Source organism: Aeromonas sp. PrichA-15, from assembly GCF_017939245.1.
In the GTDB taxonomy this organism is placed as follows: Bacteria; Pseudomonadota; Gammaproteobacteria; order Enterobacterales; family Aeromonadaceae; genus Aeromonas; species Aeromonas caviae.
In genome coordinates, this window is the sequence record NZ_JAGKRH010000071.1 from 26,286 (window position 1) to 42,352 (window position 16,067).

Consider the following 16,067-nt stretch of genomic DNA (forward strand, 5'->3'; position numbering starts at 1 on the left):
ATCAGGCACTGAGGCGGAAGCGCTGGACCAGCCCCTCCTGCTGCTCGGCAAGGGAGTCGAGCTGCTGGCTGGTCTCGGCGACCCGCTCTATGCCCTGATAGTTGAGATCCGAGATGTCGGAGATGCGGTTGAGGTTGGTGGCGATGTCGGCGCTGGTGGCCTGCTGCTGCTCGGCGGCGGAGGCTATCTGGCTCGACATGTCGCTGATGAGCACCACGATGCCCTGCACCTCTTCCATGGCGTTGTTGGCCTGGGAGCTCTGATCCACGCAACTGTCCATCTCGCGGGAGCACTCCTGCATCACGTTGACCGCCCGGGCGACGCCTTGCTGCAGGTTCTCGATCATGGTCTGGATTTCGCTGGTGGACTGGGCGGTGCGACCGGCCAGGTTGCGCACCTCGTCGGCCACCACCGCAAACCCGCGTCCCTGCTCGCCGGCACGGGCCGCCTCGATGGCGGCGTTGAGGGCCAGCAGGTTGGTCTGCTCGGCGATGCCGCGGATGACGTCGAGGATGTTGCCAATCTGGCCGCTCATGGCGCTCACGTCGCCAATCACCTTGCCGGTCTGCTGCAGCTTGCCCGCGAGCTGATGGGTGGTGGTGATGTTGCCTGCCATCACCTTGCGCCCCATCTCGGAGGCCTTCTCCACATCCTGCACCCGCTCCAGGGTCTGGTTGGCGGCCTGGGCCACCTCCCGCACCGAGGCCTCCATCTGGGTCATGGCGGCGGCGACCGAGGCGGTCTCCTGACGCTGTTTTTCCAGATCCGCCCGCACCGATTCGGTGGTGTGGCGGTTGTCGTGGGCGGCGCTGTTGAGCTGGGTCGACGCCTGGGAGAGCTGCTTGAGCACATCCCCCATCTGGTGGATCAGCAGGTTGATCTGGCTGGCGAGCTGGCCGAATTCGTTCTGGCTCTTGAAGCCGACGCGCTGGGTCATGTCACCCTGGGTCACCTCGGTCAGCACCCGCAGCAGCTCTTTCAGGGGGCGGCGGATGGCCTTGCCCAGGGTCAAGGCCACCAGGATGGCGACGAAGATGGCGATGGCGATGCTGATCCCCTGGGTCAGGGTACTCTGGGTCTGCACCCGATCGGAGGCCTGGATGCTGGCGTTCATCAGCTGCTGGCTCTGGGCGGTGATCCCCTCCAGCTTGTTCTGGATGCTGAGGATGAGCTGGCTCGCCTGCTTGCTCTGCTCGCGCATGGCCTGCTGCTGCTTCATCAGGGCCAGGTATTGGGAGAGCACGCCGTCATTACCCGTGGTGTCGCGCACGAAGCCATGGACGTAGTGGCCCATGTTGTTGTCGAAGTCCTTGAGCTCCCCCTGGAGATCCTTGATGGTGCTGTTGAAGCCCTCGATCTGCATCTTGTTGCGCTTGAGCGCCGCCTCGATGGGGGCGGGGATGCTCTGGTTGAGGGCATCCATGGTGGAGAGCTCGATGGCGGAGAGCTTGGTGGTCAGGGTCTCGGAGAGCATCTTGATGAAGCTGTCGTCGATGGTGACCATCATGTCCCCCAGGTTCTTCTTGAACTGGGGCAGGCTGACCTGGAACTGGCCCTTGGCCTGATTGACCTTGTGCAGCCGGGTGAGCAGGGCCTCGTGTTCGCCGGGCAGGGTCTGGGTCAGTTGCAGGTAGTCATCCACCAGCTTGACGAGGGCAGTCATGTCCGCCTGCAACTGGGGATGAACCGCCACCTGCTGCTTGAGGCTGGCGACCATCTTGTCGACCTGGCCCTTGGCCTGTTGCAACTCGGCCACTTCCGCAGGCAGTTGCTTGAGATCCTGCTCGGTCAGCACGTCGGTGAGCCATTTGTTGGCGCTGAGCAGGCTTATCTGGGTCTGGCTGCTGGCGAGTACCAGCGGCATGGACTCCTGGGTCACCTGATCCAGGGCGCCGCTGAGTTCGCTCTGGCCGCGAAAGGTCAGTACCGCACTGGCGACCATGACGGCGACCAGGATGGCAAAGCCCAGATAGACTCTCTGTAAGATCGAGAGGTCTGACATTGTTTGTTTCATTATTGTCCCGCTGTCTGTGCAAAAGTCCCTTGCCTGAGTACCCCGTCCCTTTGATACCCTGCATGCCCCGAAGGGGATGCCGTTGTGGTTCGCGGGACGTCTCCTCGCTATCGGTATTCTTCACAATAACTGAAGCAATTGGGACAACGGCTGTGCCAAATGTCGGCTTGTGTCACACTTGGCGCGTTGCGGCGGCCTGTTTGGGAGCCGCTTGAGCTTTGTATTGAATTTTCTTTTTCCTATAAAGGAGTTACCCATGGCGCAAGAAACCATTTTCAGCAAAATCATCCGCAAGGAGATCCCCGCCGACATCCTTTATCAAGACGATCTGGTGACCGCGTTTCGCGACATCCAGCCCAAGGCCAAGACCCATATCCTGATCATTCCCAACGTCCTCATCCCCACCGTCAACGACGTGGAGCCGGATCACGAGCTGGCGCTGGGCCGGATGTTCACCGTGGCCCGCAAGCTCGCCAGCGACGCGGGCATCGCCGAGGACGGCTACCGCCTCATCATGAACTGCAACCGCCACGGCGGGCAGGAGGTCTATCACATCCACTTGCACCTGGTCGGTGGCGAGCCCCTGGGACCCCTGCTGAGCCTGTGATGCGCCTCGTCCCGTCGACCGGCCTGCTGTTGGCCGGTCTGCTGCTGGGGGGCTGTGCCTCCCAGTGGAAAGACATGTTCGTCTCCTACTCGGATCAGATGGTGCCCCTGCGCAACCAGCTGCTGCTGGGCCATGCCGCCGAGGCCCTGCCCGAGGTGCGCGAATCGACCCCGGGGGACGACACCTTCGTGCTCGACCAGCTGGAGAAGGGGCGCATCGCCTGGCTGGCGGGTCAGGACGGCCCCAGCAAGCAGGCCTTTGCCGCCGCCGACAGCCGGCTTGCGTGGGAAGACAATCAGGCCGAGTACCGCCTGAGCCAGGGACTGGCCCAGGCGGGCAGCTTGCTCACCAACGATCAGACCCTGGCTTACCAGGCGCCCGATTACGAGCGCACCATGCTGCACCACTATCTGGCGCTCAACTACTTGCAGCGCGGGGATGCCGACGGCGCCCTGGTAGAGGTACGCCGTGCCAACCAGGTGCAGGAGCAGGCCCTTAAACGGCGGGCCGACGAGGTGCGCAAGGCCGCGCAGGAGGGCGAGCAGGAGGACGAAGCCGGGGAGATGCGCCAGCTGATGTCGCGCGGCGCCCCCGAGCTCGATCGCCTGATAGGCCAGGTGAAAAACGGTTTCCAGAACGCCTACACCTTCTATTTCTCCGGCGTGCTCTACGAGGCGGCCGGGGATCTCAACGATGCCTGGGTCGATTACCAGCGCGGCTACCAGATAGCGCCGGACAACCAGAGCCTGCAGGATGCCTTGCTGCGCCTGGCCCGGCTTCGCGGCTCTCCCGAAGAGCTCAAGGAGACCGAGCAACGGATGGGCCGCAAAGCGCCGCCCTTGGCCAAGGATCAGGGCCAGCTGGTGGTGCTGTTTGAAGATGGCCTCATCCCGGCGCGCCGGGAGCTCTTCCTGCCGCTGCCCATCTCCACCTCCAGCGGCGATTTTCGTACCTTTACCGTGGCGGTGCCCTATTACGACAATCGGGCCAGCGACGGCGCCCCGCTCACCCTGTCGGTGGGCAGGGGGGTGGCGCAGACCAGCGAGCTGGTGAGGCTGGAGGCGCTGGCGGCCAAGGATCTGCAGGAGCGGCTGCCTGGCATGCTGACCCGGCAGGCCCTGCGGCTGGTGGCCAAGGAGCAGGTGCGGCGCACTGCCGCCAAGGAAGGAGGGGATGTGGGCAACATCCTGGTGGGGATCTTCAACACCCTTTCGGAGCGGGCGGATACCCGCAGCTGGCTGACGCTGCCCGCCAAGGCCTCGAGCTGGCAGGGGATGGTCCCGGCCGGGAACGTCACCCTGACCCTGGGGGCGGGCAGCGCCATGCGTACCCTGCCACTCAGCGTCCACGCCGGGCGTACCACCCTGGTGTGGGTACAGCGCCTGGGGAGCGGGCTCACGACCCGGGTGATGCCCCTCTAGGGGGAACCGGATATGGCAACTCAGATGAATGACCGGTCGGGCCGACGGCCACCGGCAAGGAGAACAAGATGAAAGCACAAGGGTTGGCCCTGGGCCTGGTTCTGCTGCTGACGGGCTGTGCCACCAATACTTCCGGCGTGGCGCTCTATGGCGCGGCCGGTGCGGCGGCGGTGGCCGAGCAGCATCAAAACGTCAACGTCACCCTGACCGAACTCAGCCGGCGCCAGCAGAACGGCCTGTTGCAGGTCAACGTGGCGGCGGCCAGTACCCAGCGTGGTGACAACAGGCTGCAATATCTCTTCTACTGGTATGACGACGCGGGGCAGGAGGTGGCCAGCGATGGCCGCGGCTGGACCCCCCTCAAGCTGCATGGCTACCAGACCCGCACCCTGTCCGCCCTGGCGCCGAGCCCGGCTGCACGGGGTTACCGGATTTACGTTCGCGAAGTGATGGAGGAATCCTACTGATGAAAATGAATCATGCCCTGCTGATCCTGACCGGCGCCCTGCTGCTGGGCGGCTGCTCCAGCACCACCGTCAGCTATGGCGATCCCACCGAGACCGAGACGGTGACCGTCGATTACGGCTCCTCCGACTTGCAGGCCATCGCCGACAAGATGGCGGATTCCATGCTGGCGTCCCCGGCCACCAGCGAGATCACCGCCGGGGGCCGCCCCGTGATGTTCATGGACTCCATCCGCAACAAGACCTCGGAGCACATCGACACCGAGGCCATCACCGACACCATCCGCACCAAGCTGCTGCGCTCGGGCAAGTTCCGCTTCGTGGACATGAGCAAGGTGGCGGCGGTCAAGCAGCAGCTCGAATACCAGCAGGGCAGCGGCATGGTGGATCCCGCCACCATGGTGCGGCTCGGCAAGCAGACCGGTGCCCGCTACATGGTCTATGGCAACCTCGCCAGCATCGTCAAGGACAACGGCAAGGTGAAGGACGTCTACTACCAGATGACCATGAACCTGATGGATGTGGAGAACGGCGAGCTGCTGTGGGCCGATCAGAAAGAGATCCGCAAACAGGCCAAGAAGTCCACCTTTGGCTGGTGAGGACCCGCGGGGGCAGGGGGATCTGGCGGAGCTGGCGCTCCTCGCCAGCCTGCCGGCGCCCTGGGATCTGGGGCGCCTTGAGCCGCTGGGCCAGGGCCTGACCAACGGCAACTACCGGCTCTGCCTCCCCACTGGCGAGCAGGCCTTCCTGCGCCGCGGTCATCCTGATCCGGTGCGCCTTGGCATCGACCGGGCCACCGAGTGGCAGCTCTACCAGGGGGCGGTGGGGCAGGGGCTGGCGTTGCCCTGTCATCACGGCGATCCCGCCACCGGCCTGATGCTGCTGGCGTGGTGCGACGAACCCAACTGGGCCGAGCAGGCGCCGCCTCTCGCCGCGCAACCCCGCCTGATGGCGGAGGTGCTGGTACGGCTGCACCGCCTGCCGGTGCCGACCGTGGTGATGGCGGTGCGGGCCCACAGCGGCGGGTATCGGCAGCGTCTGGCCCATATCCCTCCCTGGCTGCCCGCGCTGGAGCGGGCCCTGCTCGCGAGCCGGGAGCCGGACGACTGCTGGCTCCCTTGCCATCACGATCTCAATCCGGCTAACTTGTTGGGGGCGCGACCCTGGGTCATCGACTGGGAGTACGGCGCCGCCGGTCATCCTGGGTTCGAGGTCGCCAGCATCCAGCGTACCCATGGCTGGAGCGAAGAGCAGCGGTGCCAGTTGGAGAGCTGCTATCTTGAAGCCATGGACGGGGCACCGACGGGGCCGGGGCCCCGGGGATTCCAGGCCGATGCCTTCCTGCCCTGGGTCGATTACATCGGCCTGCTGTGGGCGCTGCTGATGGCCGAACAGCAACCCGGGCCCGAGTATCAGGCCCTGATCGACATCAACCGCCAGCGCCTGGAGTGATGCCCGGCAACGGCCCACGCGACGCGTGTATTCAATGAATGGGAGGCATGCATGGTGACCACATTCTCATGGCGTCAACCGCGTAGCTGGAGCCTGCTGCTGCTCTGCCTGCTGCTGACGGGTTGCGCCACCCGGGTGATCTACTACTGGCTCGACTCGGCCATCGTCTGGCAACTGGACGACTACTTCTCCCTGGACCGTAGCCAGAAGAAGCTGCTGGACCAGGAGGTGAAGGGGCTGATGGCCTGGCACCGGCAGCATGAGCTGCCCATCTATGCCCGGGATCTCGACGCCCTGGCCAAGGCGGTGGCCAGCCCCATGAGCCCGGCCCAGGTGACCCTGCATCTGGACAGAACCCAGGCGAGCCTGACCCGTACTCTGGAGAATGCCATTCCCCGCACGGTGCGCCTCGCCAAGACCCTGACTGACGAGCAGGTGGCTCGCTTCATGGCCGATCGGGTGAAGCGCCAGCAGGAGCGCCAGCACGATTTTGCCACCCAGTCGAAGGCCGAGATGATCAAGGGCTTTCGGGAGAAGATGAACGAGCGCCTGGTGTTCTGGATTGGCAAGGTGAAGCCGGCCCAGGAGCCCCTCATCACGCAGTGGGCCGAGTGGCAATACGAGATGATGGCCCCCTGGCTCGACTTTCAGGAGGCCTGGACCAAGGAGCTGGATCGGCTGATGAAACAGCGCCAGAGCCCGGATTTCGGCCAGGAGCTGACCCGCTTGCTCCAGCAGGGGGACGGCCTGATGGATGGCCGCTTCACCGGCTACACGGACCAGTCCCGCCAGCGCACCATCCAGTGGCTGAGTGATCTCAGCCACTCCATGGATCTCTCCCAGCGGGCCCACCTCTACACCCTGCTCAAGGACTATGCCGAGGACTTCGAGGGCATGACCCGCAACCGCTGAGGACGCGGTGAGACAACACAAGGGCGGCGGGCCCCGGGCCTGCCGCCCTTGTTCTTGTGGGGCAGGCTGTGGTAGCTTGCCCTTTCTATTGTGTGGGAATTAACTTTTGAACCTGACCGACAACGTGAAACTGGCGGCGATGACCCTGCTCATCACCCTCGCACTGTTGTTCTCTACCCTCTCGGTGGAGGGGGTCAAGGTACCCGCGTTCCAGCCCTCGGCCCAGCAGGCCCACTCGCTGGCGGAGGGGGCGGCACCTGCCGACGCAAGCCCGGCGGCCCACGGCGTCAGCGGCAGTGACGATGGCATCGTCAAGTTCGTCGGCTCCCACCAGAATCACCTGCTGCGCCTCGAGCACTCCCTGAGCCGCGATCATCAGCCCGGCAGCGTGGTCTACGAGCTGGTGATGAGCTGGTCCCAGCAGGCCATCTTGCTGCTGCTGTGCGGCCTGCTGTTCTATGCCGCCCTCTTCTACCCGGGGACGAGCTTTCGCGATCACTTCGCTGGCATTCACAGGCGCCGCCTGCAGCGCCGGCATCTGCAGTACCGCTTCGCCCAGAGTTTCCTCGCCTGACCCCGATGGGGTCAGCTTGCCACCTGTTGCCTCATCTTCTCTCTGTTGCTGTTCACTTTTAGTGAACGGCTAGGCTGTCTTGTTTCATTTTTTTGCACGGTGCGACCCCGGTGTCGCCCCTTGCCATCGCCTGACAGAGGCCGATTTCATGAGAAAAAAGAGTCATACCGTGTTGAACCGCATGAGCCTGTGGCAGTACGCCCTGTTGCTGCTGATGCTGGTCACGTTCGCGTTCTATTCCCTGCCTACCTTCTTCGGTGAGCAGCCCTCCCTCGGTCTGCACGGCCAGTCGCGCCTGAGCGACGCGCAGCGCACCCTGCTGGCCGAGAACCACATCGACCCCCTCAAGCAGATCGCCCAGGGTGGCCGGATGGCGCTGGTGTTCGCCAGTCAGGGGGAGCAGCAACTGGCCAAGCAGTTGCTGGAGCAGCAGGGGCTGGACAGCGCCGCCCTGACCCTGGAGTTCTACTCCAACGCCCCGGCCTGGATCAGCCGGCTCGGCGCCGACCCCATCAAGCTCGGGCTGGACCTGCGCGGTGGCTCCCAGCTGCTGATCGGGGTGGACGTGGATTTCGTCATCGACAACCAGACCAAGAACCTGGTGGATACCCTGCGCACCCGTTTTCGCGAGGCCAACCTGCGCGGTGCCAGCGTGATGCGCACCGCCCAGGGGAGCGTGGCCGTCACCCTGCCCGACGTGGCGGGGCAGGAGGCCTGGCTCTCCATCATCAAGGAGAGTGCCGGTACCCGCCAGGATCAGTGGACACTGAGCCGCTCCGGCAACGCACTGACCCTGGTGCTGAGCGACGCCGAGCGCACCCTGCTGGTGAACAACGCCGTGACCCAGAACCTGTCGATCCTGAAAAAGCGGATCAACGAGCTCGGCATCGTCGAGGCCTCGGTGGTGCGTCAGGGGCAGGACGGCATCCGCATCGAGCTGCCGGGGGTGCACAACCCCAAGCAGGCGAAAGAGGTGATTGGCGCCACAGCGTCCCTGGCCTTCTATGAAGCCAAGGCCGACAGCCGCTTCTTCATGGCGGATCGCAGCGGCCAGGCAGTGGGGCTGGCCCGCCAGCCGGTGCTGAGCGGCGAGCACATCGTCGATGCCCGCGCCAACATGGGGGAGATGGGGCAGCCCCAGGTCAACATCGTGCTCGACACCCTGGGGGGGAGCAAGATGAACCAGTTCAGCCGCCAGCACGTGGGCAAGCCCATGGCCACCGTCTTCACCGAGTACAAGACCAACGCCGAAGGCAAGCTGCGCGCCCGAAGCGAGGTGATCAACGTCGCCACCATCCAGACCGCCCTTGGCAACCAGTTCCGCATCACCGGGATTGGCAGCCTGCCCGAGGCCCAGGAGCTTGCCATGCTGCTGCGGGCCGGGGCCCTCACCGCGCCGCTGAAGATCCTGGAGGAGCGCAGCATAGGCCCGACCCTGGGTCTGCAGAACATCGAGGCGGGCTTCACCGCCCTGGCGTTCGGCATGGCGGGCATGATGCTGTTCATGATGGCCTGGTATCGCAAGTTCGGCTGGGTCGCCATCACGGCGCTGGTCGCCAACCTGCTGATGCAGGTGGGCATGCTGGCGGTATTGCCTGGCGCCGTGCTGACCCTGCCGGGGATCGCCGGTCTGGTGCTCACCGTGGGCATGGCGGTGGACACCCATGTGCTGATTTTTGAGCGGATCAAGGATCGGCTGCGGGAAGGGGGTTCGTTGGCCAACGCCATCGACTTTGGCTATCGCTCGGCGTTTCGCACCATCTTCGATGCCAACATCACCACCCTCATCTGCGCCGTGGTGCTCTATGCCATCGGCTCCGGGCCGCTGCAAGGCTTCTCAATCACCCTGATCCTGGGGCTCATCTCCAGCATGGTGACCGGCATCTGGGGCACCCGCGCCATCATCAACCCCCTGTGGGGCAACAGCCGCGCCAAGCTGCTGAGGGTATGACCATGAACCGACTTCATCACCATGACGCCGCGCCCGTGAGTCTGCATGACCTGCGCACCGACCGCTTCCTGCCGGGAAGCCTGTACCACCTGACGTCGAGGGAAGAACAATGCTGAGAATGATCCTGGCCATGGGGCTGACCCGCTGGCGCTATATCGGGCTGTGGGCCTCCGTGCTGCTGACCCTGGCCTGCGTGGCCGTCCTTGCGACAAAAGGGCTCGCCCTCGGGCTCGATTTCACCGGCGGGATCCTGCTGGAGTTTCGCATCCAGACCCTGAAAGAGGCCCATGAGCTCAATGCTCTGCTGACGGCGCCCCTGGCGGGGGTGGTGGAGCTGCACGGCGCCGGTGTGCCCGGCGAGTGGCTCATCAAGCTGCCCCCCCACGCACTGCCCTGGGCGGCGGAGGATCTGGCGACCATGCTGGGGCAGCAACTCGCCCTGCCGGTGGAGCTCTTGCGCACCACCATCGTCGGGCCCCAGGTGGGCGCGGAGCTATTCCAGCAGGGGATGCTGGCGGTGCTGGTGGCCTCGCTCGCCATCTCCGCCTACCTGGCGGTGCGCTTCGAGTGGCGCCAGGCCATCGGCATCCTGGTGTCGGTACTGCACGACGGTCTGGTGGCCATCGGGCTGCTCGCGCTCTTTGACATCGAGTTCGACCTCAACGTCATCGCGGGCCTGATGGCGGTGATAGGCTACTCCCTCAACGACAGCATCGTCATTTCGGACCGGTTGCGGGACTTGCTGGGGTCGCGTACCCGCATGGGGATCCACGAGTGCTCGGACGTGGCCATCAAGGCCACCTTCAGCCGCACCATGATCACCTCGGGCACCACCCTCTTCACCGTGGGGGCCCTGCTCCTGTTCGGCGGCGACGCCCTCTACGGCTTCTCCTTCACCCTGTTCGCCGGCATCCTGGTGGGGACGCTCTCCTCCATCACGGTGGCCTCCACCGTGCAGGAGCTGCTGGGGCTCTCCCCCCAGGCCTACCAGAAAAAAGAGGAGGAGCTGGCCGAGGCGGCGTGACCGGCGAGCGCCCTGTCACGGGGCTCATGGGCGGCCAGTGCGGCCGCCCCGGGCAAAAAAGGAAGGCGAATGCCTTCCTTTTTCCATTCTGCCAGAGGGGGGCGGCGGTCCCGAAGGCCGGGTTGGGGCGGCGGGTGTGACGCGGCCGAGCAGAAGTTGAAAAGTGTAATGAAATGCATGTTTTAGGCGCTATTTTCGGGGCCCGCATCGGCTACCCTGGCAGGGAGTCTATGGATGGAGTAAGCACTCATGAATATCGCTCGTCGGCTTCAACTCATTGCCCTGCTGGTCATGCTGGCCCTGGGGTGTCTCAGCTGGTTCAGTATCAGCAGACTCTCCTCCGCCAATGCGGATCTCAGCTATGTAACAGACAACACAGTCCCCAGCATTTCCACGATCAAGGAGATACAAACAGACTTCTACGCCCTGCATTCATTGATCCAGGCGCACGTGCTCAACACCGACGACGGCAAGATGAGTCAGATAGAGCAGAGCATTGCATCCCTTCACACCAAGATGGACGCCCTGCTGAGCCAGTATGAAAGCGGGATGATCTCCAATGAGGAGGACAGGCAGCTCGTCGCCGATGATCGGCGCCTGGTTGCCCAGTACGGCAAGGCTTCTGAAGACGTCCTGCGCCTGTCCCGCGAGAACAAGAATGTGGAGGCCAGAGAGGCGATCGACAAGGAGCTTGCCCCCTTGTTTGAGCAGCTTTCCCAGGCCATCGACAAGCACGTCCACTTCAACATCCAGCAAGGTGACGCCGTCAAGCTGCGAGGCGAGCAGAATGCCGATAGCAGCATGCAGGCCCTGTTGTTCATCTCGGTGGGCACGGGTGCCCTCACGCTGGTGCTCTTTCTCTGGCTGTTCAGGCAGGTCGCCAATCCCCTCCGTCTGGCCATGGCGACCCTGTCCGAGATCCAGCGCGACCTGAACTTCACCCTGCGGGCCAATGTGAGCCAGCAGGACGAGATCGGCCAGACGCTGACGGCGGTCAACCGCCTGCTGGACACCTTGCAGCAGACCTTCACCGAGTTCTCGGTGGGCAGCCTGCAAATCAAGAGCACGGCAGAGTCCCTCTCCCAGGCGGCCCAGCACATGGCGGAGTCGGCGAGTCAGGCCAATGACGCCACCAGCCTTATCGCCGCCGGGGTGGAGGAGATGAGCGTGAGCATCACGGACATCTCCCAGCGCACCCAGGAGACCAGCCGCATCACCAATGAATCCGGCAAGCTCGCCAGTGACGGCGGGGCCACCATAGAGCGCACTGTGCTCGCCATCAACGACATCGCCGACGCCATTCGTCAGGCCTCCCGCGATGTGACGGCACTGGGGGAGGGGATCTCCCGCATCGGTGGGGTGGTGAACGTCATCAACGATGTGGCGGGGCAGACCAACCTGCTGGCCCTCAACGCCGCCATCGAGGCGGCGCGGGCCGGTGAGCAGGGACGCGGCTTTGCGGTGGTCGCCGACGAGGTGCGCAAGCTGGCGGAGCGGACGGCCCAGTCGACCCAGGAGATCTCAAGGACGGTGGAGGCTATCCAGCAAGGGTCCGAGGCCACGGTGGCCAGAATGGTCCTGGTGGAGGAGAAGGTGGCGCAAGGGGTGGCCATGGCGACGGAAAGCGGGGCCATCATCACCCAGATCCGCCAGGCCTCCCATCGCGTCATGGATCAGGTCGGCGAGATCACCCTGGCCATCCGCGAGCAGACCTCGGCGGCGGAATCCATCGCCCTCCAGGTCGAGCAGATAGCCCAGGTGGTGCAGCAGACCAGCAGCACGGCGGAGGAGACCTCCGCCGCCGCAGAGGAGCTGAACGTGACCACGGAGAATATCCACCAGCAGATCTCCCGCTATCGCATCCAGTGATGCGCGGATCGGTTGTTCTCTCCCCGCCATGCCCATGGCGGGGATTTTTTTTATGTCAGAACCCCGAACCGGGCTGTTGCAGGAAGGCGGCCTCTTCCTCCGTGCTCGCCCTGCCCAGGATGGCGTTGCGGTGGGGGAAGCGGCCAAAGCGCTCGACGATCACCTGGTGGCGCCGGGCAAAGTCGGCAAAGCCTTCGAAGGTGGCCCGGGCCGGGCCTGTGGCCTGCTCGTCGGCCAGGGCCTCGAACAGGGCGACGCTTCTGGCCTGCTGCTCTCTGGACTCCGCGTGCTCGAGGGGCAGATAGAAGAAGACCCGGGCCAGCGGCGAGAGCCCCTTGTCGACCCCGAGGGTGAGCCCCTTGAGGCACAGCGCCCTGGCCTTGTCGTCCTGGGCGAAGGCGGCGGGGGTGTGGCGGTGAAGGTTTCGCGGCAGCTGGTCCAGCAGCAGGATGAGGGCCAGGCGCCCTGCGGGATCGCCCTCCCAACGGGCGAGCTCGCCCGCTGCGGCACGGGCCGCCAGTTCGCCGAAGCGTGAGGCCAGCAGGGCATCGGTCTCGCTGCTCTTGCCCCACCAGAGGGGGGCCTGACGGGCGGCACGGGGAGCGTCGTCTGCGTCATCGCCAAACCAGAAATCGAGCAGAGGTTGCCAGGGTTGCATGGGAACTCCTTGGGCCGGTGGCCGTGAAGTGAAAGCGGAGCAGGGGATCTGCCATGGGGGGCTGCCGCCGTGGCGGCTTCCCGTTACACTGTGCCATCTTTTGCCCCAAAGGGTGATCCCCGGATGGGCCCGTGATCCCCTGACCCCCTCATCACCCTGACCGGGGCAGCCCGGATGTGTCCCACTCAATAGAAGGAATGCCAGATATGGCCGGAGCCAGTTTGTTGACCCTGCTCGATGATATTGCCAGCGTGCTCGATGATGTCGCCCTGATGACCAAGGTGGCGGCGAAGAAGACGGCCGGGGTGCTGGGGGACGATCTCGCCCTCAATGCAGAACAGGTCTCCGGGGTGCGGGCCGAGCGTGAGCTGCCGGTGGTGTGGGCGGTGGCCAAGGGATCGTTTCGCAACAAGCTCATTCTGGTGCCTGCCGCCATCGCCATCAGCGCCCTCATCCCCTGGCTCATCACCCCGCTCCTGATGCTGGGGGGGGCCTACCTCTGTTTCGAGGGGGCGGAGAAGCTGGTCCACAAGTTCCTGCCCCACGAGGAGGAGGCGCATCAGGCGGCGCCGGTGCCCGAGGATCTGGCGGCCTATGAGCGCCAGAAGGTGAAGGGGGCCATTCGCACCGATTTCATCCTCTCGGCGGAGATCATCGTCATCGCCCTCGGTACCGTGCAGGGGTCGAGCCTGGGCCTGCAGATCGCCGTGGTAGCGGGCATCGCCCTGCTGATGACCGTCGGGGTCTATGGCCTGGTGGGGCTCATCGTCAAGCTCGACGACATCGGTCTGCACCTGCTGCAAAAGCCCGATGGGGGCGCCGTGCGCCGGGCGGTGGGGCAGGGGCTGCTGGTGACGGCGCCCCGTCTGATGCACCTGCTTGCCCTGGTGGGCACCATCGCCATGTTCATGGTCGGCGGCGGTATTCTGGTCCATGGCTGGCCCTTCCTCCATCACCTCATCGAAGGGACGGCGGGCACGGTGGCCGCCCTGCCCGGGGTCGGCGGGGTACTGGCCGTGGTGACGCCCACCCTGCTGAGCGCTCTGGCAGGCGTGGTGGCAGGGCTGGTGCTGGTGGTGGCCATGACCCTGGTGAGCAAGCTTCAGCCCGCCAAATAGGTCGCTTGTCGGGGAAGGGCCGACAGGGGCCGTCGCACCCGGGGGCGCTCTTCTGCTGGTTGCCTCGAATGGGGGCTAGGCAAGTGCCTGGCCCCCTTCGTACTATCCGGTTTCACCCGCCCGCAGAGGCGGGGTGACCCGATATGGACGCAAACAGACAAGGACAACCATGAAACCACCCGTTTGGCGAGATGATCACATCTATGCCGCCCCCGACGATCCTGCCATCGAGGCCGCCTTCCAGGAGGCTGCCCGCGCCCTTACCCGGCTTGACGCCCTCCTGGCGGACCTGCCGGATCCCGCCCATCCCGTTGCGGATGCCAATGCCCTGCGCCACCTGTTGCGGGCCATCCGCCGCGAGGCCAACGGGGTGAAGACCCTGGCCTGGAACAGCCAGGTCTATGGTTACAACCGGCTGAGCCAGAACGGGCGCGACGAGGAGGCCCGGGTACTGCTCTCCCGGAGCCAGCAGCTGGAGGCGACCCTGGCCCAGCGCAGCAAGCCGGTGGACCTGTTCTGGGTTCGCGCCCCCGAGTCACTGGTGCGCACCCTGCTGCAAGATCCCGAGCTCTTCGAGCTGGCCTACCAGATCCATCACGACAGAGCGCTGCAGGATCAGTGGCTTTCGCTCGAGAGCGAGCAGCTCATCGAGGGGTTGGCGGTGGACGGCCTGCAGGGGTGGGGGGATCTCTACGACAACCTGGTGGGGCGGCTGCTGCCGGTGGTGGAGGGGGTGCCCATGGGGCTTGCCCAGGCGGACAACCTGCTCGCCCACCCGGACAGGGCACGGCGCGCCAGTGCCTGGCACGCCATCCAGGGCGCCTGGGAGGCGGAGCAGGAGACGGTGGCCGCCATTCTCAACGCCATCAACGGCTGGCGCAACGAGCTCGGCCGCCAGCGTGGCAAGGGGCGCAGGCTGGATGCCCTCGAGGTCACCTGCCATCAGGAGCACATCACGGGCGCGACCCTGGAGACCCTGATGGCGGCGGCCGGGGAGCACAGGGAGCTCGGGCGCCGCGCCTTGCGGGCCATGGCCTGCGCCCAGCAGATCACCGACTTCGCCCCCTGGGATCTCTTTGCCCCGGCGCCTCAGGCCATGCACGGCAAGTTCGGCTTCGAGCAGGCGCTGAATCTGGTGATGGAGGCTTTTGCCGCCTTCGATCCCGAGATGGGGGCGTTTGTCCGCATGATGGCCGACAAGGGGTGGATCGATGCCGCCCCGAGCGAGCACAGGCGAAGCGGCGCCTATTGCACCGAGTATGCCGATCCGCCCGAGCCAAGGGTCTTCCTCACCTTCGAGGGGACCATGGACAACGTCATCACCCTGGCCCATGAGCTCGGTCATGCCTGGCACAGCTGGTTGCTGCGGGATCTTCCCTTCGAGCAGCGGGGCTACCCCAAGACGCTGGCGGAGACAGCCTCCCTCTTTGCCGAGATCCTGGTGCGCGATGCCCTGCTGGCCGCCACCGACAAGGTGGAGCAGCGCCGGGCCATCGCCTGGCTGGACGGGGAGCGGGCCGCGAGCCTGCTTCTCGACATCCCCGCCCGCTTTGCCTTCGAGCGTGCCCTGGTGACGGCGCGAGAGGCGGGTTACGTGGGGGCGAGCCAGATGCGGGAGATGATGAAATCGGCGCAGCAGCAGTGCTATGGTGACGCCCTCAGCCAGTATGACGAGCTGTTCTGGGCCAGCAAGGGTCACTTCTCCATCGCCGAGTCCGGGTTCTACAACTACCCCTATCTGTTTGGCTATCTCTTCAGCCTGGGGCTCTATGCCCAGCATGCGCGGGCCGGGGGCGAGTTTGTGCCCGCTTATCGCGCCCTGCTGCGAGATACCGGCCGCATGAGCGCCGAGGCGCTGGTGGAGAAGCACCTGGGGGTCGACATCCGCGAACCCGGGTTCTGGCAGGAGAGCCTGCGCTATGTGGAAGAGGCGGTGGTGCGCCTCGAGCGGCTGGTGTGAAGCCTGCCCGCGAAGGTGGTGGCTCTGGCCACCTGGATTTCAC

The 16,067-nt window shown here is 65.2% G+C and carries 14 protein-coding genes; 12 read left to right on the forward strand and 2 right to left on the reverse strand.

Annotated elements, in window-relative coordinates; all coding sequences use genetic code 11:
* Position 1: 1 nt before the first annotated feature.
* A complete protein-coding gene (locus J9889_RS11320; protein ID WP_201894746.1) occupies positions 2 to 2,014 on the reverse strand; it encodes a methyl-accepting chemotaxis protein in 2,013 nt (670 codons plus the stop codon).
* A 256-nt stretch (positions 2,015 to 2,270) separates the two neighbouring features.
* Between J9889_RS11320 and hinT the strand changes: the two genes are divergently transcribed.
* The 10 genes from hinT to J9889_RS11370 all read left to right on the forward strand — a co-directional run bounded on the left by hinT (position 2,271) and on the right by J9889_RS11370 (position 12,288).
* A complete protein-coding gene (gene hinT, locus J9889_RS11325; protein ID WP_010674343.1) occupies positions 2,271 to 2,621 on the forward strand; it encodes a purine nucleoside phosphoramidase in 351 nt (116 codons plus the stop codon).
* Entirely contained in the window at positions 2,621 to 4,042 is a 1,422-nt protein-coding gene (locus J9889_RS11330; protein ID WP_182935555.1) for a hypothetical protein, read from the forward strand. Before hinT ends, J9889_RS11330 begins: the two co-directional genes overlap by 1 nt.
* A 68-nt stretch (positions 4,043 to 4,110) precedes the next feature.
* Positions 4,111 to 4,509: a YcfL family protein gene (locus J9889_RS11335; RefSeq protein WP_039038972.1), complete on the forward strand. Its 399-nt coding sequence runs from the start codon at positions 4,111 to 4,113 to the stop codon at positions 4,507 to 4,509.
* Positions 4,509 to 5,105 carry a penicillin-binding protein activator LpoB gene (gene lpoB / locus J9889_RS11340; RefSeq protein ID WP_010674346.1) on the forward strand — a complete coding sequence of 199 codons (597 nt, stop codon included), beginning with the start codon at positions 4,509 to 4,511 and terminating at the stop codon, positions 5,103 to 5,105. Before J9889_RS11335 ends, lpoB begins: the two co-directional genes overlap by 1 nt.
* On the forward strand, positions 5,095 to 5,958 hold the full coding sequence (locus J9889_RS11345) for a phosphotransferase (RefSeq protein ID WP_203762242.1): 864 nt from the start codon (positions 5,095 to 5,097) through the stop codon (positions 5,956 to 5,958). The genes lpoB and J9889_RS11345 overlap by 11 nt, the downstream gene beginning before the upstream one ends.
* Before the next feature lie 51 nt (positions 5,959 to 6,009).
* On the forward strand, positions 6,010 to 6,870 hold the full coding sequence (locus J9889_RS11350) for a DUF6279 family lipoprotein (RefSeq protein WP_182935557.1): 861 nt from the start codon (positions 6,010 to 6,012) through the stop codon (positions 6,868 to 6,870).
* A 106-nt stretch (positions 6,871 to 6,976) separates the two neighbouring features.
* Positions 6,977 to 7,444: a hypothetical protein gene (locus J9889_RS11355; RefSeq protein WP_041212852.1), complete on the forward strand. Its 468-nt coding sequence runs from the start codon at positions 6,977 to 6,979 to the stop codon at positions 7,442 to 7,444.
* Between the two features lie 148 nt (positions 7,445 to 7,592).
* A complete protein-coding gene (gene secD / locus J9889_RS11360; protein WP_029314367.1) occupies positions 7,593 to 9,395 on the forward strand; it encodes a protein translocase subunit SecD in 1,803 nt (600 codons plus the stop codon).
* A gap of 109 nt (positions 9,396 to 9,504) precedes the next feature.
* Positions 9,505 to 10,419, forward strand: a complete 915-nt coding sequence (secF, locus tag J9889_RS11365; protein WP_029314368.1) for a protein translocase subunit SecF — start codon at positions 9,505 to 9,507, stop codon at positions 10,417 to 10,419.
* Between the two features lie 249 nt (positions 10,420 to 10,668).
* Positions 10,669 to 12,288 carry a methyl-accepting chemotaxis protein gene (locus J9889_RS11370; RefSeq protein ID WP_210556715.1) on the forward strand — a complete coding sequence of 540 codons (1,620 nt, stop codon included), beginning with the start codon at positions 10,669 to 10,671 and terminating at the stop codon, positions 12,286 to 12,288.
* 55 nt (positions 12,289 to 12,343) lie between these two features.
* Here J9889_RS11370 and J9889_RS11375 read toward each other — a convergent pair whose 3' ends face one another.
* Positions 12,344 to 12,946: a DUF924 family protein gene (locus tag J9889_RS11375; protein WP_210556716.1), complete on the reverse strand. Its 603-nt coding sequence runs from the start codon at positions 12,944 to 12,946 to the stop codon at positions 12,344 to 12,346.
* Positions 12,947 to 13,152: 206 nt separating this feature from the next.
* On the opposite strand from J9889_RS11375, the gene J9889_RS11380 reads away from it, so the two are divergent.
* Together J9889_RS11380 and J9889_RS11385 are read left to right on the forward strand one after the other, a co-directional pair.
* Positions 13,153 to 14,064 carry a DUF808 domain-containing protein gene (locus J9889_RS11380; RefSeq protein WP_039038966.1) on the forward strand — a complete coding sequence of 304 codons (912 nt, stop codon included), beginning with the start codon at positions 13,153 to 13,155 and terminating at the stop codon, positions 14,062 to 14,064.
* Positions 14,065 to 14,233: 169 nt separating this feature from the next.
* Positions 14,234 to 16,024 carry a M3 family oligoendopeptidase gene (locus J9889_RS11385; RefSeq protein ID WP_210556717.1) on the forward strand — a complete coding sequence of 597 codons (1,791 nt, stop codon included), beginning with the start codon at positions 14,234 to 14,236 and terminating at the stop codon, positions 16,022 to 16,024.
* The last annotated feature ends 43 nt before the right edge of the window (positions 16,025 to 16,067 follow it).

Bases quoted from the DNA above. Each gene is read 5' to 3' on its own strand.
- J9889_RS11320 (WP_201894746.1), bottom strand. From the start codon at position 2,014: ATGAAACAAACAATGTCAGACCTCTCGATCTTACAGAGAGTCTATCTG.
- hinT (WP_010674343.1), top strand. From the start codon at position 2,271: ATGGCGCAAGAAACCATTTTCAGCAAAATCATCCGCAAGGAGATCCCC.
- J9889_RS11330 (WP_182935555.1), top strand. From the start codon at position 2,621: ATGCGCCTCGTCCCGTCGACCGGCCTGCTGTTGGCCGGTCTGCTGCTG.
- J9889_RS11335 (WP_039038972.1), top strand. From the start codon at position 4,111: ATGAAAGCACAAGGGTTGGCCCTGGGCCTGGTTCTGCTGCTGACGGGC.
- lpoB (WP_010674346.1), top strand. From the start codon at position 4,509: ATGAAAATGAATCATGCCCTGCTGATCCTGACCGGCGCCCTGCTGCTG.
- J9889_RS11350 (WP_182935557.1), top strand. From the start codon at position 6,010: ATGGTGACCACATTCTCATGGCGTCAACCGCGTAGCTGGAGCCTGCTG.
- secD (WP_029314367.1), top strand. From the start codon at position 7,593: ATGAGAAAAAAGAGTCATACCGTGTTGAACCGCATGAGCCTGTGGCAG.
- secF (WP_029314368.1), top strand. From the start codon at position 9,505: ATGCTGAGAATGATCCTGGCCATGGGGCTGACCCGCTGGCGCTATATC.
- J9889_RS11370 (WP_210556715.1), top strand. From the start codon at position 10,669: ATGAATATCGCTCGTCGGCTTCAACTCATTGCCCTGCTGGTCATGCTG.
- J9889_RS11375 (WP_210556716.1), bottom strand. From the start codon at position 12,946: ATGCAACCCTGGCAACCTCTGCTCGATTTCTGGTTTGGCGATGACGCA.
- J9889_RS11380 (WP_039038966.1), top strand. From the start codon at position 13,153: ATGGCCGGAGCCAGTTTGTTGACCCTGCTCGATGATATTGCCAGCGTG.
- J9889_RS11385 (WP_210556717.1), top strand. From the start codon at position 14,234: ATGAAACCACCCGTTTGGCGAGATGATCACATCTATGCCGCCCCCGAC.